This is a genomic window from Anaplasmataceae bacterium AB001_6 (genome assembly GCA_020002265.1).
GTDB lineage: Bacteria > Pseudomonadota > Alphaproteobacteria > Rickettsiales > Anaplasmataceae > AB001-6.
In genome coordinates, this window is the sequence record CP048228.1 from 920,721 (window position 1) to 944,049 (window position 23,329).

Here is a 23,329-nt window from a genome sequence, read left to right on the forward strand (position 1 = left end):
TAATATAAATCAAAAAAAAAATCAATAAAATTAGTCAAAAATTAAACAATACAAATCCAGCCTCAATCTAAAAATTGTTAATTAATATAAAAATATCTGAGAGCTATAAAATAACTAAAACATTAATTCTGGATCAAAAATCATTTCTATATTTGCCCACTCTGAATAAGGAACTTTTTCCAGCCCTATAATCGGACTACACCTGTATACTGCTCTAATTGCACTATCAACAAATGCTCTATATAATGAATCTCTATTATATCTAAAATTATGTTTATGATTAACCTTTAATACATTCCCTTTTTTATCTAATTCTAGAAATAATACTACTGTCATATTTTTGCCATTTGTGACCCCAGCAGGCAATGTCCAACATGCAGAAAATTGCCCCTTAATAGAATCAATGATTGAAGCAGTAATAGGTGCATTATCATCTTTAACATCTTTATTTTCTGAGCGCCCTAATAGCCCTTTTTGCTCCTGCCCTTTATCCAAGGTATATTTTTTTCTATCTTCAATAGAAAGTAATATACTGCTTATTTTTTTTTCATTATTGCTATTCATGGGTTTTCTAGAAGGTATATTAATATTCCTATTAACATTGCGTTGAGCTTTTTTTAGATCAATATTTGGACTTCTACTTGGCTTATATTTTTTTTTATTTTCCATTTCTTCTACTACTATGGAATTTTCTTTCATAGTATTTTGAGAAATATTATGTTGCTCTAAAATGTTAGATCTACTATCAGAATAATTATTATCATCTTCACTAACTTTTTCTGTTTGATAATTTGCTATTTTTGCTATCTTAATATCATCGATAACAACAAAGTTTATTTTTTTATCTTGATGATGATAGTAAAATTGATATCCTCCAATGAAAAATATAAGCAAGATAAAAGTATGCAACAAAAATGAAATAAAAAATGAATTATGATATTTGGAAAGGTTTAATTTACACAATCTAAATAATTTTAAAGGCAATATAATTTTGAAGAATTTTTTTACTGTATTAGGAATCTTATTGCAATTAAGACATTTCATAAGAATAAAAATTGCTCTCATGAGAATTCTTTTAAAAAGAATTAGAGAGTTCTTTATTATTTTAGAATTGATATAACGTAGGGTGCTTTTTACAGCATTAAATATTTTTGGATTAGCTACTTTGATTATTGTTTTAATAATAATCAAAATATATTCTTCTATGGCTTTTAGCAAAAATAACATATATAGCAAAAAAGCATATATATGCATGATAAAATAATACGCGGAATCTCGAACGAAATTAAAAATTTGATAAAATCTAAGATTGGAGGCAAAAAATTTTTCTCTGAGAATTGCCTTAGGATTTTTATAAAACTTATTTCTTATTCTGGATTTCATTTGGATCAATAGCTAAAGATATCTTATGAAAACCAGAATTTTGTAAAGTAGACATTAAATTTATGATATCAGAATAAATAACTTCTTTATCTGCTTTCAGAAGCAAATTTATATCTTTTGAGTATTTCTTCAACAATTCAAATTCAACCTCTTTACAAGCAACAGCTTTTTCATCAAGAAAAATCGTACCATCTTTTTTGATAGTTATAAAAACTGCATTAACATTCTTTTGTATATCATCAGAAACAATTATATCTGCTTCTGGCAGCGTAACATCTATGCTACTATGTATCATAGGTGTAACAGCCATAAATATGATCAACAATACAAGCATAACATCAACAAAAGGTGTGATGTTAATATCATTAAAAACTCTTTTCTTTGAAAGTGACATAAAAATTATAAATTACCACAAAATTCCTTATTGATAAGTAAATTACAAAAATTAGAAATAAAATCAGCTAATTGATTTCTTAGATCATCTAGCATAATGATTATTCTGTTGTAGAATATTACAGCAGGAATAGCTACAAATAATCCAACAGCTGTAGCTAATAAAGCTTCAGAGATACTAGGCGCTATAACAGATAAAGTAACAGTTTTAACTCCTGCAAGACTGCTAAAACTGTGCATTATTCCCCATACTGTACCAAATAAACCAATAAAAGGTGCAACAGAGCCTATGGTTGCTAGCCAATCCAAATTTTTTTCTACATTTTGCAATTCTTTTTGCATCTTATACTCCATTCTATTTCTTATTATTGCTTTCAATTCATTGATTTCATCCTTATTATTATTTTTAATTTTGGAGCGTCGAAGTATTTGAAAACCAGTAAAAAATATATTAATCACAGCATTGCTACTACCATCTTTTTTTAAATCCAATAGGAATTGCTCATCAATTTTCCCAGAAAAAAAAAGGTTCTCAAAATACACTTTACGATGCATGTGTTTACGTATTAAAAAAAACTTATACACAGCCAAAGCCCAAGACATAACTGAAGTGAGAAATAAGAATATCAGAAGAGATTTAATCACCAAATCTGATTGAGCAAATATAGCAAAAATAGACATTAAAAAAACCAACAATACTAGCAAATATTAGGCCATTATATCAAAAAATAATTATTTTGATCAATTTTATATATCTTTATCCAAAATAACCATTTTTATGACCTATTGTTAACCATGTTAGAGGAGTTAAATTTACTAGGCTAATAATAAAAGATTAATTATTTATTGTTGATATAAAATAATGAAGTTATCATTAGCTTGTGTTATATACATTTTAATAAACTAAATAAATAAAATGCAAGAACAATACAATATAAGAGAAAAGTTCGCTAGGTTAGTGGGTTCTAGGTATGTAACATTAAGTATTATCAAAAGAAGAAGAATAGACAAAACAGTTAAATATTTTAGCCTACTTATTTTTTCTTTATCAGTGTTATTCATAACAATGATACTCTTTGCATCATTTTTTGGATCAATGAAAGCTCTTTCATCTTATAAAATATATGTTGAAAATTCTGACGAATTTAAAGAATTCAATAGAGAGCAAATTATACAACATCTGTGTAATAGTATAAGAGAAGATGTTCCAAAATTTAAAAATGAAGATTTTAATATGATCTTCAATAGTGATTCAATATATGAGTTTAAAAAAGGAAAAGAGTGGCTACCAACATCAACAAATCTGCGACAAATTTGTATTGGCAATAACGTAGATAGTAAAAATGAACTACATAAAATTGCAGAAAGATTGAAATTATTAAAGAGAATTAAATTTTCCATCAATTTTAATGCTCTATTTAAAGGAGATTCTATAAATCCACAAAATGCTGGTATTTTAAGTTCGGTTATTGGCTCTATACTGACAATAATAATATGCTTAATAGTATCAGTCCCTATTGGAATATCTACAGGATTATATACGGAAGAATTAATGAAGCACAGCCCTCTCCGTAATATATTAGAAGTTAGCATTAATAATTTATCTGCAACGCCTAGTGTCATATTTGGGATAATGGGCTTTACAGTATATTTAAAGACTCTAGGTATAACCAGATCTTCTCCTATAGCTGGCGGATTAACCTTAACTTTTATAATATTACCGATAATAATAGTAGCAACAAAACAAGCAGCTGAAGTGGTTCCAAAAAACATTAAGCAAGGTGCCATTGCTCTGGGCGCTTCTCCTTTACAGGCTGTATTACATCACACTCTACCCATATCCCTTCCTGGCATAATTACAGGTATATTATTAGGAATAGCAAGAGTATTGGGTGAAGCAGCTCCTCTTCTTTTGATAGGAATGGCAGCCTTTGTTACAGAAATTCCAATTAATTTTAACGAACCAGCAACAGTAATCCCTTTACAAATATATACTTGGGCATTTCGTCCTGAACAAGATTACAAAGATCTAACATCGTTGCTAATATTAATAACAATCTTTCTATTGGCTACACTGAATATAGCTGCACAGGCTATGCAAAATAAATTTCAGAGAAAATATACTGCTCATTAAAATTAAACAGATGGGACAAAATCTCTACGCAACACACCGTTAAATTTATTTTGAACAACAGAGATTATATTGTTGCTTATTTCATCTATTTCATGTCCTTCCATAGTTTTAATTTGAGACTGTATAACAACTTCAAAAGCTAGAGATAACTTGTCATCTACAATAAATTTATCGAATATTCTGACATTTTTTATCAATTTTTTATCTATTTTAGCAATTTCTTTTATAAGATTATCTGCAATAACAATTTCCGTAAATATAAAACCAAAATCTCTATGAACTTCAGGATAGGATGAAACTTTAAAAGAAGAAGCTTTTTGTTGCTTTACAACAGGTATTTTATCAATAAATATTTCAAAAATATTTATTTTAGCCCCTTTGATATCAGGATATTTAACATCCAATTCTCCAAAATAAGCTATAGGCATTTTCCCTAAAAATACTCCTCCTGATTTATTTGGGCTATAATAACTTGGATTAAATCCAGCTTTTATATCAAATCTATTAATCTTCAGTGCATTTAGAATATTTTCCACATCTGCCTTAACATCAAAAACATCGTAAATACCTTTAAATCCATGAATATTTCGCAAATATTTATCACCCACTCGCAAGCCTGTGAGAACATTCCTCTCTTCTTGAGTAGAAAAAACTGGGCCATATTCAAAAATTGATACACTTTTTGTTCCTAGTGCATAATTCTTCTTATAAACATCCACAAGATTAAATATTATGCTGGGCCTCATATAATTAAGCTCAGTTGTAACAGGATTTACAATATACATTGAGTCTTCATGAGCAATGTACGGATTATCAGAACTCATGAATGACCAAGTAATAACTTCATTCATTTCTCTATTAACTAGTATATCATTCACCAATTCTCTTCTACTGCGTTTTGGTATTTTAGCATTTAGAGAGATATTCAAAGATTCATAAGGAAGATTATCGTAGCCATAAAATCTCAATATATCAGACAATATATCATCTTTAGTTTCCACGTTATTTCTCCAAGAAGGCACAGTGATTCTATCTTCATATGTAACAAACCCTAAAGATTTCAAGATATTCACAATATATGATTTCTCGAAATGAACGCCTGAGATTTTACTAAAATATTCCCAAGAATCTATCTCTATAATTTTCGGACTATATCTACTACCAACATATTCAATGCTAGATGCTTCGCCTCCACATATTTCTTGAACCATCTTTGCTGCTATTTTCAATCCATCAACAACAAAATTCTTATCCAACATACGCTCAAAGCGATATTTAGAATCCGTATTTATTGATAAAGCACGGCTAGTAAGAGCAATTTTAACATGATCAAAAACAGCAGATTCAATAAATATATTGGTCGTATTTTCAGTACATTTACTACAATCTGCGCCTATGATTCCTGCTAACCCATGAATCTTTTCTTCATCACTAACAATAATATCACCGATATTAATTTCATACTCTATATTATCCAGTGCTAAGAATTTTCGTTTTTCATTAGCACAAGTAATATATAAATCGTTATTCTTAATTGTATCTGCATCATAAGCGTGTAATGGTCTATTAAACAAAACAGCAACATAATTCATTATATCAACCACTATTGAAACGCTTGTAATTCCTGAAGTTTTTAATGTTTCAACAATATGTTTTGGTGTAGTAATTTTATTATCTATGCCTTTAATATAAATTCCTGAAAAAATGATATCATTTTCACATTTTTTTATCTTAATTGGACAATCTAATGCAAACTTAATTTCAGGTATAGAAAAATTTTTCAACCTTCCCAACCCTGCAGTAGCCAATTCCCTAGCGATACCTATTACCGCCAACCAATCTCCTCTATTTGGAGTAATATCTACATCTATAAATGAATCTAAAAATGCTTCTCCTATTTTAAATGCGCTTTCATCTAACTCTATGATTCCTGCATGTTCATCTCCTAAACCTAATTCTCGTTTTGAACATAACATTCCATGACTTTTAACGCCTCTAATTTTTATTGGTTCAATTTTCATATTATTTAGAGGAATAAAAGATCCAACAAGGGCCAAGACTGTATATAACCCAACTCTGACATTATCAGCGCCACATATTATTTCTAGATTCTCCTCTGAGCCATAATCCACTGTACAGATATTTAATCTATCACTATTTTCATGTGGTTTTATGTTTATAATTTTCGCAACAATAATCCCTGAATTATCAGCAAAATTTTCTACCTCCATTCCTAATTTAGGTAAAACATCTACAATATCTGTAATATTTCCGCTTACATCAATAAATTTCTTCAGATCATTTAATAGGAATTTCACTGTACCACAATTTCCAGAATACAATATGATAATATCCTACCTCAAACAACAATTAGGTACAACAAAGTGTTAAGGCTAATTTAAATCGTATCCTAAAATTATCAAAAAGATTATTTTAGTAAAAAATAAATATAATTCAAAAATAATTTAATATTTTTTTATATTCTTTTGTTACAAATATCATGATAATAGCACTTGGGAAAGAAAGATTGTGCATACTAAAAGAACATTTTATTTTGGTATATTTGTATTATTCTACAGTTTTGGAACATTTAATGATATTAAAGCTCAAAGGTCTTTTGGAGCTTATGGTAATTACCGCGGTTATAGTAATTTAGGCCTTGGAATAGATTTTTTCAATACCGAAATTGGCAACCCGATTCTTAATATCAACGGGATAACATACAATGATATTTTTGCTCAAGATAATAAATATAATGATACTATAGAAAATAAGATTTCTTTCTCTCCTTCATTAACTGCAGGATTATATATAAAGCCTAGAGTATCTTTTGAAACGACAGTATTACATAGATATGTATCACCTACCAAAAACTACTCTGCTTTACACATGCCAAATAATAATAAAGATGTCTTCTACGATGGGTATTCAGAAACAGCTGGTTATTTAGGCTTAGCATTTCATAAGCCATTGAATCATAAGACACGTCTTTCATCTGCTTTATCTATGGGAGCATCAGCTGTAAAATCATCATGGGGGCAATCCATTGCACCATCTGTTTTGGTTAATGCAAAAATAGATTACTTCATAACAAAAAATATTTCTATTTATGCAAGCACATCTGTAACAGGTAGTGTAATCAAATTCAATGCCAAACAAGAAACTTCCAATGATATATTACCTACTCCATTCTTCAATATTGATACCTCTGCAAAAACATTGCCAAATACAAAAGGCTCAAGCTATATTCCACAACTTAATATATTTTCTGAAGAAGATAATGGACTTTACAAAATTAAATTTATTGATCCTGGAGATGAAAGTTTTGATATAAATAATACAAAAGTTGATAACATCACGATTAATAATCTGATAGCACTAGATAACGCAATGTATAATTTAATGGATGATGAAAGAGGTATAAGTGGAGCAATAGATAATGATTATGAGATAGGTATGCTAGAATTAATGCCAATTTATACAATGAATACAGTAAAAAAAGATGATAAATTTCCTGAATACGATGATGAGTATATATATTTATCTGACCAAAACTTTATTAATGAGATTAAAAAAGATGATCATAAATATGCTAATTCAAGTCTCTTGCCTGGCCTGAGATTTGCAGGCTATAAACCATATATTCATACTTCATTAAATCAGAAAAATGTAGTTGCAGAATTAGATATAACTAAGCTACAAACAAGTATAAAGATGTCTGCGCCTATATTAGATTATAAAATAGATGGAAAATCTGTTCATTTATTAGAGCCCTTATCTTCTAATTACAGTCGTTTCGTCAAAGATTTAAAAGATGATCTAAGAAAGACAAAATACGGAAAAACAGATGATGAAATGGGTATAGCTGTAGGTAATATTAAAACAGAAAATTTTGCAAGAAAGAAATTTGAGCAAAATCTTCATGAAACATTTTACAAACCAGAAGATAGAGTATCTTTTGCAGTAAAGAAAAATGATATTGCAAAGACGCTTTCTAAAGAGCAATTTGTAGAGATACTCGATAAATCAATTAATAAGATAACGCAAAATCCCTATGAAAGACAAAAAATATTAAATGAATTAGCCGCAAATATTGAAGGAAAGAAAATTGTAAAATCTCCGTTAGAAGAATTTGCTAAGCTTGTGAATTCTGAGAAGATGGTAAGACTTGATGGAACTGACATCAATATTAACCCTGATGGTAATCCTGTTGATAATCCTTATTTTCCTGATCCTGATGATTATCCTTCGTTAAAAGATGCTATAGCTGTTCTGCAAAATGAAGATATATTAAAATCTGGGTATATTGGTAATACTAATAATTTTAAAAATTTAGAGTCGCCTCCTGAAGATCTCGAGAATAATCTTGCAAATTTAATTCCAGCAAATTTATCAGGTTTAAAACCTGAAGACGAAGAAAGTCTCAGTATATTTGATCATATAAAATCAACAGATGGGTATAAAGGGTTCTCTACAATAATGAAAAATTATAAGGAGAAAAAGGAAACAGAAGGTTTAGAATTTGTTTTTGAAAAGAAATTAGATAAGGTTTTTCCATCCCAAGAAGGTGAAAATACTCAAAATGTTCTTAAAATAGAACAAGATTGCAAAACAGAAAACGTAGATAAAAGTAAATCAAAAGATACAAAGAGCAAAGTAGATGTAAATAGCAACTATAGTGGTTATTTCAAACCATCAAATTTCATGGTGAATACTACATTTAAAATTGGAATTCAAATATCTTTTTAGTAAATATCACAATATTCACTCGCTGAAATTTAAACTGCTCTTGATTAAATAATGCGATACATGATATCAATTATGCGTTTGATTTATTATCTTTTAGAGTAAAATTCAAATGATAGATAAAATAAAATTAAGATATTTCAACAAGATATATTTATTATCCCTATTTATATTAGTAATATTTTTTGCGCATGTTTTTTGCATAGAGCAAACTTATTCTCTTAGTTTTTATGGTAGAGGAGGCATAGGATATGGCAAAGTAATAGATACTAACGCAAAATTCATATCCAGTGAACCAGAAAATATTAATACAGAATATCCTATAACATATTCCAATTCTCAATCGATAAATTTTGCCGTGGGATTAGATATGGGTCTTCTTCCCTTAAAGATAGAAATAATGAAGATTTTTGAATCATTGGATCTAATAAAGAATTCAACTGATTCAGTATTCTCTCCTTCTATGTCTTCGACTAAATTAGATGGATACATTACTTCTGTGTATTTTACTCCCCTGTTATCATGGTTTTTGGCTTATCCATATCTTTCTTTTGGATTAGGAGCTGGAGATTTTACTTCTGGAAATATGAAAGGTAATTCAAACGTTATGACGTATGGTCTTGGGCTAATTTTTAGCACTACTTCAAATATGCAAATAGAAGTTGGGTATCATGCTATTAGAAGCCTTCATAAGGTTAAATACGAAAATGCAAAGATCCTTCACGCAGGGAGTACGGTAAATGGGTCATTATCAATTCCCTATCTTTCTCATTCTCTTAGAATAGGTTTAATTTTTCATACATAGTGTAAATTTATTTGAAGTTATTTAATCTAGTGATAATATAGAGTGTATTTTAAACACATTTAAGGGAGTGTTATGAATAGAATTATTTTTCTAACAAATTCGACAATTTTTTACATCTTATTTATTTTTTTATTCACTTTTTCAATTTTCCTTACAAAGGATGCAAGCGCTAAGCCATATGTAAAAGGCTCATTTTTAATCGGGAAAGAGATTGTTAAGTATAAAGAAGAAGTAAAAACTTCTAAGAAATAGAGTAAATCATAGGGGGGGGAAATTAATGAGATCAATAAAGATAAAAAAAATAGGAATTAAGCAGGCATTTTTTGTATCAAGTATTTTGCTGTGTGCTACATTGACACATTCAATATCAGATATTATGGCAGCACGACCTATTTCACCAGAGGAATCCGGCAGCAATCATAGTTATATTCCCAAAATACTTAATAATACTTATAATTCCTTGTATAACTTCTTGTTTGCAAAAAATGATAATTCACAGCTTGAAAGTGTTCAAAATGAGCATGATGATCAAAGTCAAGAAGAAATTGAAAGAAAAAAACGTGAAAAAGTCAACAATTTTTTGGTAAATTTTATTGAAACAGAAAAGTTAAAAAGGACTGGTAATAATAAAAAATCTGATAAGAACGCAGCATATCCTGTGCCTAATCCTGCAGTAGAATATGATGAAACATCAGGCAATACAGATTATTTGTATACTGGGGGAGAAATATCCATTGGCTATGATTTTGTCAAAAGCAACTCTGTACCATTAATTGCGGAATTATCCTTTAATCTTGCAAAATTACATGGACATACAGAATCTACCAATCAAAGCCTTAACAGAACTGAATTTCAGGCTATTGGATCTGTATATCTATTACCAACTACTATCAACAAAACAAAGAGGAAAATGAGGAAAAGAGAAAAAGCTCTCCCTTATTTAAACGCAGGAATTGGAATAAAACATGCCGCACACGATAGTGCAATTAATTTGCAAAAGGGTAGTTATAATACTGGTATTGGAACATTAGGAGTTGGTATATTTATTCCTTTGAAAAATAACTCTCAAATAGAGATAGGATATCGAATGACGAAAGATCTCTCATCTTCTGAACGCACTATTATTGATTCTGATGATTTAAAGAGATATGAGAATTCTTGTATACTGCATACGGCTAAAATAGGTATAATGACATATATATAAAGAATAATTTATATGTAAATAAAAATAAAAGCAGATTAGTGAAAAATTATTGATCTGTTTTTATTTTGTCTTATTTTTTTTGTATTATATCTTGTCCTTTCATATAAGGTATTAGTGCTTTAGGAACCTTGATTGATCCATCTTTTTGCTGATAATTTTCTAATATTGCTATCATTGTTCTCCCAACTGCAAGTGCAGAACCGTTCATAGTGTGTACAAAGTACTTTTTATTATTATCTTTATATCTTGAGTTCATGCGTCGACCTTGAAAATCTAAGCAATTTGAACAACTTGACACTTCACGATATTTATTAACAGAAGGCAACCATACCTCTAAATCATATGTAATGGAAGAACTAAACCCTGTATCGGCTGAACATAATAAAATTTTTCTGTAAGGAATTTCCAGTTTTCGTAATATTTTTTCAGCAGAGAAAGTAAGATGATCAAATTCAGCATAAGATTGATCAGCGGTTGTAATAGCAACCAATTCAACCTTTAAAAATTGGTGCTGTCTTAACATTCCTTTAGTATCTTTACCTGCGCTGCCTGCCTCTGATCTGAAACATGGAGTTCTTGCAACAAAACGCAATGGTAAATCATTTTTTGAGATGATAGAATCTGCGACAATACTCGTTAATGGAACTTCTGCAGTCGGGATCAAGCGCAGCTCCATTTGTGTAGAAAATGAATCATTTTCAAATTTTGGCAACTGTCCAACACCATACATTGTATGATTTTTCACCATTAGAGGGGGCGAAATTTCTATATATCCATTAGATATATTTTCATCTAACATAAAATCAGAAATAGCACGTTCAAGCATTGCCAGATCATCTTTTAGGATAACAAATCTACTTCCTGACAATTTTGCAGCATTAATAAAATCCATCATTCCAAGATTGATACCTAACTGATCGTGCGACTTACACTTAAAATCAAAATCCGGTATATCACCATATTTTTTGATCTCTTTGTTATCCTGTTCAGATGTTCCATATGGCACTTCGCTAGAGAGGAAATTTGGCAAATAAGAAAGGATAGAGTTCAACTCTGCCTCAATATTGCTAATTGAATTTTTTGCATTGTTAATATTGTATTCAATATCTTGAGATTCCTTAATCAAGCCTTCTGAGGCAGATAATATTTTATCTTTATTGAAAAGAGAGATTTTTTTCACTATTTCATTTTTCTTTTTTTGTAGGCTCTGCATCTCATTGATATAAGATCGTCTATCGTGATCCAGTGATATTATTTTATCCAGATCAACTGATAACCCTCTATTTTTAAAATTCTCAAGACAATAGTCTCTATTGCTGCGTATAAAGCTTAAATCGTGCATAAGAAAATACCTTTTTATAAACGTATATAAATAAAGTTATAAACAAATATATTTGAAAACCATGATTCAAATGATAGAATAACGTTGTTATTTGACACAAGGTGAATTTGTGTTCACCGCAAATAATCCTAAATATTTATTCTAGCTATGTTTATGATACAATTTTCAATCATTACAGAGCAAGAAAATAGTATCTTATTCCTGTTGAGAGACAGATTTTTTAGTAATTTTGTTTAACGCAATGGAAATCTATATTACATTAGAAATCTTAATCCTGATAGTTATGCTAATAGGTTTTTTCTTTGCATTGAATTATCAGTTAAAAAATAGAAGCGTAGATTACATAAAAATATACCCTATATTACAAAGTGAGCTACAGGAAGGAAATTTCTATATTGAAGATCTAACAAGAGGTCTTTGTGTATTTGATTTGTTTTTTAATGATCAAAAATATTATAGTCTACACAAATACCTTGATAATTTTCAAAGTAAAGATGATTTAGAGCAACTGATACAAAGCCCTGAAAGTGTTGAAAATAAAGTGATACTAATTAAATCTCCAGAATATAATGTAACGCAGAAAGTTAAGATATTTAAAATTAAACAAGATAACGCAGAATATATGTTACTCACTTTTCATGATATCTCAGAGTACACAAAAAAAATAGATACATTATCCCAAGAGATACTGGAAATGAGTAAAATATTATCTGAAAAAGAAGAAATATTAAATATGCTGCCATATATAATCTGCAAAAGGGATAGCAGACTATATAAAAAGTATTATAACGAAATGTATTCCAACAACATTATTAAGGCAAACTTAGAAGTTCAACAATATGAACGTTTTCTATCTAGATTGTGTATGCAGGAAGGACATGCACAAAACACAATTTGTCATGTGATAATAGGAGAAGAAGATAAGATTTTCAAAATAGAAGTAAAACCTTATAAAGATACTGTAACAGATAAAGTTAGCTTTCTAATGTATGGTCATGAAATCACAGATTTACATGAACAATCAGAAGAAGCATCTTCTTTAAAAGAATTTGTACAAGATATATTGATTCACAGCATAAGCCAAGGTATTGCAATAATAGATGTTAACGGAGATATTACGGAAAAAAACAGTAATTTTGATACTATATTTGGTGAAAAAACTTTACAACATAAAAAAGAAATTTTACCAAACAACTATTTTGAAATCATCAAGAAAGTCAGTGCAAGCAATAATATTGAACGCCATTTAGAAACACAATATGATTCATTTAAAAAATTGATGCCTTTAGCATTACATGTTATCCCAATAGATTCATCATCTTATCTCAAAATATCTAGTTTGAATTACTTGAATAAATATCGCATGCTAATCATAGATAAAATAATTCCATAATGAAACATGAATTTACTTATGATTTAGATCAAATTAAGTACTTAGGCTCTAAAATTGGATCGATACTGCAGATAGGATGTATAATAAGACTGTCAGGAAGCCTAGGTGTAGGGAAAACTGCTCTTTCAAGGGAAATAATACGTTATCTCTGTAATGATGATAAAATGATAATTATAAGTCCGACATTTAATATAGTTAAAACATATGACACATCTAAGGGATTGTTATGGCATTTTGATCTTTACAGAATTACAGATGATACGGAATTATTCGAATTAGGAATTACTGATGCAATTCATACAGGTATCTCAATTATTGAATGGAGTGAAATTGCAGATAGAATATTATCTAAATACGATAATCAAATAATATCCATTGATCTATCTCATGTTTCAAATGGCAAACGTAGAATATCGATAGAGGCAGGATATGAATATCAAAATATTATGCAAGAAATACAAAATTATTTCGATATTCATAGAATCTAAAAAGAAAATTTTCTTTGATTATACTTGTTGAAGTTTGGACCAAATATTATTAATTAAGCCGATGTAACAGTTTAATTGAGAACAAAAGTATGCTGCTTTAGTATGTGGTTTTACTATTTTTGCTATTCTCTTACCATCTTGAGATGGTATAGCAATGAAGCCTTCATAATCTTTCCACTCATCATTATTGTTAGTATATAAACCGCCATCAGCTATGATATAAAAGCCGATAATCAAATATTCTGGTAATTCATCAGTTAAGAACTTTAAGGCAGTATTAGCAGATAAAATTTTTTGATATTGCAAATTCTGATTATACGTATAGCACTTATCAATCTGATTAGGATCGATAAAATTATATATATCGGAATTTATACTATTTCCATGCATTATTATGACACTCCATACTATTATGAAAAATATTGTTACAGAATATTAACGAAATTGAATGTAGCATTAATTGATTATCCACCAAAGCATTTTTATCAACAAATCTACAATAGATAGTTGCGGTTATAAATAATGAAAAAAATAAAAATATGTATTTATTACTTAATAATACACGCTTTATTACTACAGCAGATTGACATATTATGCGCAATTGAATATAGTGAATGTAGTCTATATTACAGTACACTTGACGCTAGGGAGTGTGAAGAAATGATGGACATATACTATAACTACTCTTTTTATGATAGTGAATTGAAAGAAATAGCATCATTAAGAGTAGCAGAAATAAAAGAAAATTTGTATACAGATGAAGAGAGGGTGGCTCTTGTACTTAAGAACATTGAGAATCCCGATGCATATAGTGATTTACCAGATGGTATTAAAGATAGCATAGGAGTATACTCTAAGTCTTTTAGACGTTTGGCACAAGATGTAAAGGAAGAGTTAATTGTTTATGCAATAAATGGCTATAACAAAGAAAATTTGTCTAATACTTCGCTCAATTATCTTGATAATAAACCTTCTTTCTTATTAGAATAGTTATAGTGATTTTTTAGTATATTTTTACTGAAGTGTTTTATTATGCATTTTAATGAATTTAATAATGATACAGAGGATGACAGCAAAGATCCGAAAGATGTATATTGTGAAGTTTACAAGAAAAAATTGAGTGAGTTATATTATTCATTAGTAGTTGGAGAAAAGAAAGATATGCTAATTGGTTCAGAAGGTGATATAACATTTTTTGAAATAAGATTAGTAGCAAAGAAATTTATTTGGGATTCAGAATTAAAAAACTTCCGAAAGATAGTAGCTAATCCTCGTAACAAAAGGTCTCGTGAAAACAATGTGGATGCAAAAAAAGATGTGTTTATCCCCTCTGAAACAACAGATAATATCTCTATTGATAGTGATCTAAAAGAAGAAGAGTTTGTGGATTAGATCTTCATAGGTTGCAATTTGATTAGCAAAAATTTTTTGGTTCTTGGTCCTACTGCTAGTGGAAAATCAAGTGCTATTGAATTCTGTTATAATCTTGATAATGTCAATGTAGTTAACTCTGACTCTAAACAAGTGTATGAAGGTGTTTCTCTGCTCACAGATCAACCGGATATACAAAATATTAAAAATGTTTTTTTGTATGGTCACATTCCATTAACTGTTAATTATTCAGTTAATATGTGGTTTCAAGACATTCTTAAATTATTTTCAAAAAATGAGAATTTCTGCGATAGTGATAAATTCAACATATTCATTGGCGGTTCTACCATATATGGAGATTGTCTCATTAATGGTATTTCTACTATACAATATCCCTCAAAAGAGCAATTGGATGATGTTAAAAAAAAAATCAGCACTTCAGGTAATAAAGAATGGTATAACATCATAGCACAAAGATTCCCCAATCAATTGGATCACATACATTACAATAACACCTATAGATTAATTCAAGAATCTGCCATGTTACTGTACACTGGACACAATAAACAATATTGGTTTAAAAAACATGGAAGAAATAGATTTAACCTACCAGAAATAGAAGTGCTTTCAATAATCCCAGATGATAGAAGTCAAGTATATCATAAGATAGAAAAGAGACTCAACAGTATGATAAAAGATGGTGTTATTGAAGAAATAAAGCATAACACTGTAAATATCAGGGATAAGATATCAAATACAGCACAAAAAATACATGGACTGAAAGAAATACTTGATTATATAGATGGAGAGAATACCTATGATCAAATGATTGCGCAGATAGCGATAAATACCAGAAGATACGCTAAACGACAAATAAGTTGGCTCTTAAATAAGACCAAAAGCAACAAGGTATTCTCTGATAGTCAGAGTCTCAAAGAATACCTAAAAAAAGCTATAGATTGTAAATAAAAAATGTAAGATCTAGCAAATAATCCTTCATTTTTTTATCTCACGTCAACTTGACAGTTATTAATACTATTATCGTTTATAGTATTACCGTTGAAATCATTATTAAAACTATTGCCATCAACATTTCCAACATTTCTTTTATTCTTCTTTTTATTACTATTATTCAAAGAATTATTATTAAGGAATTCTGTATGAACATGTATAAAAGGTATCTTTTCATGATTCTTAGGATTACAGAATTTTTTGATGGCTTGGCGAACAATTCTAGTTACAGAAAGACCATCAAGACGCTTCACAGCAGCTGCTTTAATACGTGATTCAACAGCGCTTACTATTTCGTTATTTGTTTCTTTATCTCCAAAGCACCCAAAGCAACTAACAGCAGGACGCTTAACAAGTTGTCCAGTTACTTTAAGCATAACAAAAACTGTAATCAATCCTGCTTTTTGCATACTTCTACGCATTTTAAGCACTCTACTATTAACAGGATATAAATAATCACCATCAATACCTAAAACTTCTGAATTTATTTCATCAACTTTTTTAGCTCCATTTTCATTACTAAGAGAAATCACATCTCCATTAGAAACTAATATTGCTTCTTCAATGCCACATTCAATTTGAGCTAATTTAACATGCTCTTTTAAATGTATATATTCTCCGTGCACAGGTATCGCTATCTTAGGTTTTAAAAAAGAATACAAATATTTCAACTCTTCACGATACGGATGACCAGAAACGTGTACTTTTGCATCTTTCTCGGTAATAACATCTATTCCCCTAGACGAAAGGCCATTGATCATTTCATATATTTTTTTCTCATTTCCAGGAATAATCTTGGAAGAAAAGACAAATGTATCACCAGAACTTAAGTGGAAATCACGATATTCATTATCAGCAAGGCGCCTAGTTGCACCCATTTTATCTCCTTGGCACCCAGTACATAAAATAACAAGATTATCACGAACCTTTGTAGCTTCTTCAATAGAATATTTATCGAAATATTCTATATCGTCCAAATATCCACTAGCACGAGCAGATTCAATAACAGAATGCAAAGATCTCCCTAAAACAAGTAATTTACGACCTGAAGCTTTAGTAGCACTCCATATTGTTTGTATTCTAGCCACATTAGATGCAAATAAAGTAACAGCGACTGCAGCCTTTGCTTCACTGAATATCTTATGCATTGGTTCTACTATTTCATATTCACAGCCGGAAGATCCAGGAGAGAAAACGTTTGTTGAATCACAAATAAGTGCTAACACTCCTTTTTCCGAGAAAGATTTGAGCCTATCTTCGTCAAGTGATTCACCTATTACTGGCTTAGAATCTAACTTCCAATCTCCAGTATGATATACTAATCCTTGATCAGTATGTAATACAACGGCGTGCATTTCTGGTGTTGAATGGACCATAGAAACAAGTTCACAATCAAACGGGCCAATATTAAATCTGCCATTTGATTTTAGTTCTATAAAATTTGTCCTGTTATAAATCTCTGGTTCCATTTTGGTTCTCAAAAATTCAATAACAAATTTCGTTGAATAAACATCTATATCCACAGACGAAAGTAGATTAGATAGACCTCCACAATGATCTTCGTGTATATGAGTAATAATGATGCCTACCACATCATCTTTATTTTTTTCTATGAACGCATTATTCATAACTGTTATATCAATCCCTGGGAATTCCTCACCTGCAAAACCAGCTCCACAATCTACTATAAGCCATTTTCCATTTTGACGATACATCGTTAGATTCATTCCTATTTCACAAGTACCGCCAATAGGTAAGAAAAGCAATCCTTCCTTACTATTAGACATCTTAATCAAAAAATCAAATACAAAAACCTGGTTATATTGTATCATCTAGATTAAAATAACTCAAATTAGTAACCAAATGGTACATATATAATTTTAACAATTTTCTATAGGATATTATCCAAAGAGAGTACGGTGAGCAATAATACTAAGAGACATATCTGATAAAAAGAGGGTATATTAATCAAATAGTTGTAGTTACTTAAGTAAATAAATTATATAAACTGAGCTATGCATGAAAAAAGAGTAAAAGTAAACTGCCTTACGATGATTATTTTCATCATTGCTAATCTTTCAATAATATTGCAGTCTTTAATTCAAAAATTAGAAAAAACAGAGTATGATATAATATCTTGCTGTTCAAATATGATGCCAATACTGATAATGCAGATTGCGTTATGCTTGGTCTATAATAATATTCTTCTTCAGAAGAAATTTGTGTACTTTCAAACAACTAAAATAAATATAGTCAAGATAGCGCTATATGCCATCTTGATGTTAAGTAGCATTAACAATAACACAATCCACTTATCCTTCACTAGGATTCCAAATTCTCTGCTATTTTTCGTATCATATAGTTCAATATTAACAATCATTTTCATTGAAGCTATATATCTTTTACTAAAGTTATTGCAAGAAGAAAAAAAAATATATTTAGAAATGAGTTCCTTAATAATAATAATAACAGCTATATCATCAATTTTTTCATCATATTTTGGACTTGTAATATCATATTCACTAGAAGAATATTATTTTCATCTTCTATATAAGATGTTCATAATTTCTACAAACACTCTATTGGTAAATATTATACTCTCACAATTAATGAGAATGACAAAATTCAAATCATCTCATATTGCAGCAAAAATAATGTTCTTCTATTACTGTGCATTAACAATATCAATAACTTACTACAATTTACACTTTTCAATAAATGCTGATAAAGCAAATAATATTGCTGATAAAATAAAATTATTATCTATATTCCCCATTGTATTTTTCATACTTTTAATAATTATTAAAATAAAGTTATTAGACTCAATAATCAAAATTGACAAGCAGGCTAGATTTTACTTATCGCTACAAATAATTGTCATAGTGCTATGCTACATATACCAAAAAGATAACCCTAGTTACTTTATTTCAAACACAATAATGCCTCTACTGATATCACTGTATGTAACTGTAAAAAATCAAAAAATAGAAAACTTAATCATTCTTTTTTATACCATGTCAATTTTCATAATAACATGTACCAATAGGCTTGAATTACTCTCTCTTTTTGGATATTGCACACAAGTAACGATAACTATTACGATAATGTTTAGTGTTAGAAATAATAATAGAAAAGGTATTCAATATAAATATCTGCCAGAAAAACAAGCATCACAATAACCACCTTTAGCATCTTTGGTAGCTGTTATATCAATAATTGCTCTTAAATCTTTTAAATCCAGATAATTTATACTATCTGCATTTAAGATATGCTGCATTTCTTCCACCGTATGATGAACAGCAAATAATTCTTCATAGCTAGGCATGCTGATCCCATAGAAACAAGGATGTATAACTTTTGGACTCGCAACACAAACGTGTACACTGCGCACTCCAGCACCACGGATCAATTGCAATATATGCTTTAGTGTAGTCCCTCGTACTATGCTATCATCGATTAAAATTATATTTTTATTTTTTAAAACATTGATATTAGGGGAATATTTCATTTTAGCGCGACTCTCCCTTTCAAATTGGTTAGGAGCAATAAACGTTCTAGCCATATAACTATTCTTTGCTAAGCCATTCTCATAAGGAATTTTAGAAAATTCTGAATAACCTAACGCAATAACATTCCCTGAATCTGGCACAGGTACAACGATATCGGCATTAATTTTGAAAATTTCAGCCATTTTACGCCCGATAGATTTTCTTACAGTATATATAGGGTTATTATGTATATGAGAATCAAAACGAGAAAAATAAACGTATTCGAATAAACACATTCTCTTTGCTTTACTTGGTTCAATATCTTCAAACAAACGCATTGAATTGATACTATTGTTTGCACTCTTATCAATAACAACTAATTCACCATTATCAACATCTCTAATAAAATCAGCATTAAGAACAGAAAATACGCATGATTCAGAAGAAAAAATATAACTATCATCTATTTTTCCCATAACCAGAGGACGTATCCCGTGAGGGTCGCATACTGCTATCATTTTATCTCTTGTCATAATTACAAGAGAATAAGCGCCTTCGATTGGCAGCAGCATGTCACGTATTTTATCTATCAAATCATCTTTATCACTTTTTGATAGCAAATGAGTAAATAATTCACTATCCATATCTGTTTTAACATCACAACCTTGTTCAATAAGATCTTCACGTAATGCATCATAGTTAGACATATTACCATTGTAAGATATAAAAATCTTGCCGATATCACCGCCTAAATCACAACAAACAGGTTGATCAACTGATTGTTTTGCAATACCTGAAGTAGAATATCTTACATGTCCAATGGCTGTATCACCAGATATAGATATTTTGTGCATGGAATCTGCAACACAACCCTTATAATATTCTGTATAACTAACTCCATTATCATACGAAACAATCCCAAAAGAATCACTTCCCCGATGCTGTAAATGTACTAAGCCAACTGTAATATTTAAAACAGCTTTTTTATGCCCCAAGATACCTAAAACACCACAATTTTCACGAAAATCTATATCAGACACTTTTTCTTAAAGCAAAAGAACAAAAAATATTATTATTCCAAGTAACAGAATCAACTAACCCAGAATATATACACAAGTATTAGAGATAATATAATTAAATTCTTAGTAACAAACAACATATTATCTATCTATTTCCCCAAAAACTATGTCCATAGATCCAACAATTGCAGGGATATCTGCTAATACATGCCCTTTTGAAAGATAATCTAATGCTTGTAAATGATAAAAACCAGGCGCTCTAATCTTGCATCTATATGGTCTATTAGTACCATCAGATACAATATATACACCAAATTCTCCTTTAGGAGCTTCAACACATTTATATAGTTCTCCGCTAGGCACGTGATATCCTTCGGTGAAGAATTTAAAATGTTGAATCATAGCTTCCATAGAATTTTTCATATCATGCCTTTTTGGAGGAGCAACATTGCAATCACGATTCATATAATCGCCCCCAGGCATTTTTTCGATACATTGTTTCATTATTTTCACAGATTCATACATTTCTGCAACACGCACTAGATATCTATCATAACAGTCACCAGTTCTTCCAACAGGTATATCAAATTCCATTTGATCATATACATCATAAGGTTGTGCTTTTCTTAGATCCCATGGCAAACCAGTTGCTCTTATCATAGGTCCTGTAAATCCATATTCTAGTGCTTTTTCTTTTGTTATAGGGGCAATATCAACCATACGCTGCTTAAAGATCCTGTTATCATTAAAGACATTTTCCATATCTGATATTTTTTCTGGTAATTTTTCTAGAAAATCAGACATATCGCTTAATAAATCCTGCTCGACATCATCAGCAACGCCACCGGGACGAAAATAATTGGCATGAAATCTAGCGCCTGAAACTCTTTCCGAAAAGCACAACATTTTATCTCTTTCTTCAAAAAGCCAGAACAAAGGAGTCATGGCACCCACATCCATCGCGTGGGTAGTAACATTAAGAATATGATTAAGAAGCCTAGACATTTCAGCAAACAGCACTCTTATATACTGACCTCTTAAAGGCACTTTACAACCTAAAAGTGCTTCTATACATAGTGCAAAGGCATGCTCTTGGCACATTGGCGATACATAATCCAACCTATCAAAATATGGTAGTGCTTGTGTATAAGTTTTATATTCAATAAGCTTTTCTGTTCCGCGATGTAAAAATCCAATATTAGGATCAGCACGCTTTACAACTTCTCCATCTATCTCTAATACTAACCTTAATACTCCATGTGTTGCTGGGTGTTGTGGTCCAAGATTTAATAATTTCTTTTCAGTCATGCAAATATATCTCGATGTTAATAAAAGCTCCTTAGTTTATTTACCATTCCTCTAATCCCGACAAATATTTCTGCTCTATTTTCAGATTGCATATAAGCTGGGCTAGACAATATTCTATTTTTAGAATCATAATGATATTTATCAGAACTTAAACTTATATTTATTGCTCCAGCATTTTTAATTAATTTATCGTTATCTTCTCCTATAGTAACTTCAATTTTATCTGAACATACTTCTTTTAGCGCTAGTGTAACCAATAAAGGTGAAATACATACAGCACAAATGACTTTTTTAGCATTGTAGAAATTTTTTAAAATCTTATCAATTTCATGGGAAAATTTGATTTCTTTGGGGTCATCAAAATAGTTAGTGAAATGTTTCATTATTCCATATCCACCAGGAATGAATAATGCTTCATATTTTTCTGTATTTAGCTCAGAAATTGCCATTACTTTCCCTCTGGATATTCTAGCAGATTCAACAAGGATATTACGCTTCTCGTTTTGTGCAGAATTATCAGTATGATTCATTGTATCTTCTGTATCATCTGGAGAAAAGATATCATAAGAGATATCATCCATCTCTAAAGAAGTTAGCGATAAAACAGCTTCCGTAATTTCTGTACCATCTAGATATCCACAACCTGCTAAGATAACAGCTACTTTTTTAATCATAAGAAAACGGCAAAAGAAAATAACACAATTATATGACACAAAATAGTAGTATGCGCAATACAAAAATCTATTTCTTTTGAGAAGATAGTAATAGTGGAAATCTAAGAACAGAGGTTAACTATAAGCCGAGTTCTGTAATCGATAGTTATTTATCTGGGATGCATGTCACCACACACCTCATGCGTTCCACCCCAAGAATATAGATGCGAAGAATCAGCACTCTTGTATTTTGAACTTGCTCCCAACGGGGGTTACCATGCGCTCCTTGTTACCAAGCAACCGGTGCGCTCTTACCGCACCTTTTCACCTTTGCCTAATATAACTAAATATAATAGGTAGTATATTTTCTGTGGCCCTTACCCTAAGGTTACCCTTGGCGGACGTTATCCGCCGTTGTCCTTCGCTGGAGCTCGGACTTTCCTCTATTGACCAAATGATCAACAGCAACTATCCGTTAACCTCTTTAATAAGGATATCAGAAATAAAAGTTTTTAGTAATACGTATTTAGTATTTTTTTATTAAAAAGATTTAGTGTTATACGAAAATTATAGATATTTTCTTAGATATTC

The 23,329-nt window shown here is 30.0% G+C and carries 20 protein-coding genes and 1 other RNA gene; 10 read left to right on the forward strand and 11 right to left on the reverse strand.

What is annotated here, in order from left to right:
* Nucleotides 1-114 precede the first annotated feature (114 nt).
* The 3 genes from GUI12_04325 to GUI12_04335 form a co-directional block, all read right to left on the reverse strand.
* Nucleotides 115-1,044: a hypothetical protein gene (locus tag GUI12_04325; protein UAT43357.1), complete on the reverse strand. Its 930-nt coding sequence runs from the start codon at nucleotides 1,042-1,044 to the stop codon at nucleotides 115-117.
* Between the two features lie 316 nt (nucleotides 1,045-1,360).
* Nucleotides 1,361-1,777, reverse strand: a complete 417-nt coding sequence (locus GUI12_04330) for a biopolymer transporter ExbD (protein UAT43358.1) — start codon at nucleotides 1,775-1,777, stop codon at nucleotides 1,361-1,363.
* Nucleotides 1,778-1,782: 5 nt separating this feature from the next.
* Entirely contained in the window at nucleotides 1,783-2,457 is a 675-nt protein-coding gene (locus GUI12_04335) for a protein TolQ (GenBank protein UAT43359.1), read from the reverse strand.
* A gap of 235 nt (nucleotides 2,458-2,692) precedes the next feature.
* On the opposite strand from GUI12_04335, the gene GUI12_04340 reads away from it, so the two are divergent.
* Nucleotides 2,693-3,910 carry a phosphate ABC transporter permease PstA gene (locus GUI12_04340; GenBank protein ID UAT43360.1) on the forward strand — a complete coding sequence of 406 codons (1,218 nt, stop codon included), beginning with the start codon at nucleotides 2,693-2,695 and terminating at the stop codon, nucleotides 3,908-3,910.
* A 2-nt stretch (nucleotides 3,911-3,912) separates the two neighbouring features.
* Here the strand turns inward: GUI12_04340 and GUI12_04345 are convergent, their stop codons facing one another.
* Entirely contained in the window at nucleotides 3,913-6,228 is a 2,316-nt protein-coding gene (locus tag GUI12_04345; protein ID UAT43361.1) for a phenylalanine--tRNA ligase subunit beta, read from the reverse strand.
* A gap of 211 nt (nucleotides 6,229-6,439) precedes the next feature.
* On the opposite strand from GUI12_04345, the gene GUI12_04350 reads away from it, so the two are divergent.
* The 3 genes from GUI12_04350 to GUI12_04360 all read left to right on the forward strand — a co-directional run bounded on the left by GUI12_04350 (nucleotide 6,440) and on the right by GUI12_04360 (nucleotide 10,665).
* Entirely contained in the window at nucleotides 6,440-8,659 is a 2,220-nt protein-coding gene (locus tag GUI12_04350; GenBank protein ID UAT43362.1) for a hypothetical protein, read from the forward strand.
* Nucleotides 8,660-8,768: 109 nt separating this feature from the next.
* On the forward strand, nucleotides 8,769-9,461 hold the full coding sequence (locus tag GUI12_04355; protein ID UAT43363.1) for a hypothetical protein: 693 nt from the start codon (nucleotides 8,769-8,771) through the stop codon (nucleotides 9,459-9,461).
* Between the two features lie 277 nt (nucleotides 9,462-9,738).
* On the forward strand, nucleotides 9,739-10,665 hold the full coding sequence (locus GUI12_04360; protein UAT43364.1) for a hypothetical protein: 927 nt from the start codon (nucleotides 9,739-9,741) through the stop codon (nucleotides 10,663-10,665).
* 70 nt (nucleotides 10,666-10,735) lie between these two features.
* Here GUI12_04360 and serS read toward each other — a convergent pair whose 3' ends face one another.
* The gene (gene serS / locus GUI12_04365) at nucleotides 10,736-12,007 is read right to left on the reverse strand and encodes a serine--tRNA ligase (protein ID UAT43365.1); all 1,272 of its coding nucleotides are present in this window, start codon (nucleotides 12,005-12,007) and stop codon (nucleotides 10,736-10,738) included.
* A 241-nt stretch (nucleotides 12,008-12,248) separates the two neighbouring features.
* On the opposite strand from serS, the gene GUI12_04370 reads away from it, so the two are divergent.
* A complete protein-coding gene (locus tag GUI12_04370; protein UAT43366.1) occupies nucleotides 12,249-13,400 on the forward strand; it encodes a hypothetical protein in 1,152 nt (383 codons plus the stop codon).
* Nucleotides 13,400-13,888 carry a tRNA (adenosine(37)-N6)-threonylcarbamoyltransferase complex ATPase subunit type 1 TsaE gene (tsaE, locus tag GUI12_04375; protein UAT43367.1) on the forward strand — a complete coding sequence of 163 codons (489 nt, stop codon included), beginning with the start codon at nucleotides 13,400-13,402 and terminating at the stop codon, nucleotides 13,886-13,888. Before GUI12_04370 ends, tsaE begins: the two co-directional genes overlap by 1 nt.
* 18 nt (nucleotides 13,889-13,906) lie before the next feature.
* On the opposite strand, the gene GUI12_04380 is transcribed toward tsaE, so the two are convergent.
* Nucleotides 13,907-14,278 carry a hypothetical protein gene (locus tag GUI12_04380; GenBank protein ID UAT43368.1) on the reverse strand — a complete coding sequence of 124 codons (372 nt, stop codon included), beginning with the start codon at nucleotides 14,276-14,278 and terminating at the stop codon, nucleotides 13,907-13,909.
* Nucleotides 14,279-14,410: 132 nt separating this feature from the next.
* Here GUI12_04380 and GUI12_04385 point away from each other — a divergent pair, with 132 nt between their 5' ends.
* From GUI12_04385 to GUI12_04395, 3 genes are read left to right on the forward strand one after another with little or no spacing between them, the layout of a single operon-like run.
* Complete coding sequence (locus GUI12_04385; protein UAT43369.1) at nucleotides 14,411-14,878, forward strand: hypothetical protein; 468 nt, start codon at nucleotides 14,411-14,413, stop codon at nucleotides 14,876-14,878.
* A gap of 42 nt (nucleotides 14,879-14,920) precedes the next feature.
* Nucleotides 14,921-15,280 (forward strand): hypothetical protein, encoded by a 360-nt coding sequence (locus GUI12_04390; protein UAT43370.1) that lies wholly within the window; start codon nucleotides 14,921-14,923, stop codon nucleotides 15,278-15,280.
* Nucleotides 15,281-15,298: 18 nt separating this feature from the next.
* On the forward strand, nucleotides 15,299-16,228 hold the full coding sequence (locus tag GUI12_04395; GenBank protein UAT43371.1) for a hypothetical protein: 930 nt from the start codon (nucleotides 15,299-15,301) through the stop codon (nucleotides 16,226-16,228).
* A gap of 35 nt (nucleotides 16,229-16,263) precedes the next feature.
* Here the strand turns inward: GUI12_04395 and GUI12_04400 are convergent, their stop codons facing one another.
* A complete protein-coding gene (locus GUI12_04400) occupies nucleotides 16,264-18,057 on the reverse strand; it encodes a ribonuclease J (GenBank protein ID UAT43372.1) in 1,794 nt (597 codons plus the stop codon).
* A 228-nt stretch (nucleotides 18,058-18,285) separates the two neighbouring features.
* On the opposite strand from GUI12_04400, the gene GUI12_04405 reads away from it, so the two are divergent.
* Nucleotides 18,286-19,449: a hypothetical protein gene (locus GUI12_04405; GenBank protein ID UAT43373.1), complete on the forward strand. Its 1,164-nt coding sequence runs from the start codon at nucleotides 18,286-18,288 to the stop codon at nucleotides 19,447-19,449.
* Here the strand turns inward: GUI12_04405 and purF are convergent.
* The 4 genes from purF to rnpB form a co-directional block, all read right to left on the reverse strand.
* Nucleotides 19,410-20,798 carry an amidophosphoribosyltransferase gene (purF, locus tag GUI12_04410; protein ID UAT43374.1) on the reverse strand — a complete coding sequence of 463 codons (1,389 nt, stop codon included), beginning with the start codon at nucleotides 20,796-20,798 and terminating at the stop codon, nucleotides 19,410-19,412. The two genes, GUI12_04405 and purF, sit on opposite strands and share 40 nt — an antisense overlap.
* Before the next feature lie 120 nt (nucleotides 20,799-20,918).
* Nucleotides 20,919-22,085, reverse strand: coding sequence for an NADH-quinone oxidoreductase subunit D (locus GUI12_04415; protein UAT43375.1), 1,167 nt, complete (start codon nucleotides 22,083-22,085; stop codon nucleotides 20,919-20,921).
* Between the two features lie 17 nt (nucleotides 22,086-22,102).
* Nucleotides 22,103-22,759, reverse strand: coding sequence for an isoprenoid biosynthesis glyoxalase ElbB (gene elbB / locus GUI12_04420; protein UAT43376.1), 657 nt, complete (start codon nucleotides 22,757-22,759; stop codon nucleotides 22,103-22,105).
* A 105-nt stretch (nucleotides 22,760-22,864) separates the two neighbouring features.
* Nucleotides 22,865-23,222: RNase P RNA component class A (rnpB, locus tag GUI12_04425), an RNA gene on the reverse strand.
* Nucleotides 23,223-23,329: the final 107 nt, after the last annotated feature.

Bases quoted from the DNA above. Each gene is read 5' to 3' on its own strand.
- GUI12_04370 (UAT43366.1), top strand. From the start codon at position 12,249: ATGGAAATCTATATTACATTAGAAATCTTAATCCTGATAGTTATGCTA.
- GUI12_04335 (UAT43359.1), bottom strand. From the start codon at position 2,457: ATGTCTATTTTTGCTATATTTGCTCAATCAGATTTGGTGATTAAATCT.
- GUI12_04385 (UAT43369.1), top strand. From the start codon at position 14,411: ATGAAAAAAATAAAAATATGTATTTATTACTTAATAATACACGCTTTA.
- GUI12_04355 (UAT43363.1), top strand. From the start codon at position 8,769: ATGATAGATAAAATAAAATTAAGATATTTCAACAAGATATATTTATTA.
- GUI12_04380 (UAT43368.1), bottom strand. From the start codon at position 14,278: ATGCATGGAAATAGTATAAATTCCGATATATATAATTTTATCGATCCT.
- elbB (UAT43376.1), bottom strand. From the start codon at position 22,759: ATGATTAAAAAAGTAGCTGTTATCTTAGCAGGTTGTGGATATCTAGAT.
- serS (UAT43365.1), bottom strand. From the start codon at position 12,007: ATGCACGATTTAAGCTTTATACGCAGCAATAGAGACTATTGTCTTGAG.
- GUI12_04390 (UAT43370.1), top strand. From the start codon at position 14,921: ATGCATTTTAATGAATTTAATAATGATACAGAGGATGACAGCAAAGAT.
- GUI12_04360 (UAT43364.1), top strand. From the start codon at position 9,739: ATGAGATCAATAAAGATAAAAAAAATAGGAATTAAGCAGGCATTTTTT.
- GUI12_04405 (UAT43373.1), top strand. From the start codon at position 18,286: ATGCATGAAAAAAGAGTAAAAGTAAACTGCCTTACGATGATTATTTTC.
- GUI12_04400 (UAT43372.1), bottom strand. From the start codon at position 18,057: ATGTCTAATAGTAAGGAAGGATTGCTTTTCTTACCTATTGGCGGTACT.
- GUI12_04340 (UAT43360.1), top strand. From the start codon at position 2,693: ATGCAAGAACAATACAATATAAGAGAAAAGTTCGCTAGGTTAGTGGGT.
- GUI12_04330 (UAT43358.1), bottom strand. From the start codon at position 1,777: ATGTCACTTTCAAAGAAAAGAGTTTTTAATGATATTAACATCACACCT.
- GUI12_04325 (UAT43357.1), bottom strand. From the start codon at position 1,044: ATGAAATGTCTTAATTGCAATAAGATTCCTAATACAGTAAAAAAATTC.
- tsaE (UAT43367.1), top strand. From the start codon at position 13,400: ATGAAACATGAATTTACTTATGATTTAGATCAAATTAAGTACTTAGGC.
- GUI12_04415 (UAT43375.1), bottom strand. From the start codon at position 22,085: ATGACTGAAAAGAAATTATTAAATCTTGGACCACAACACCCAGCAACA.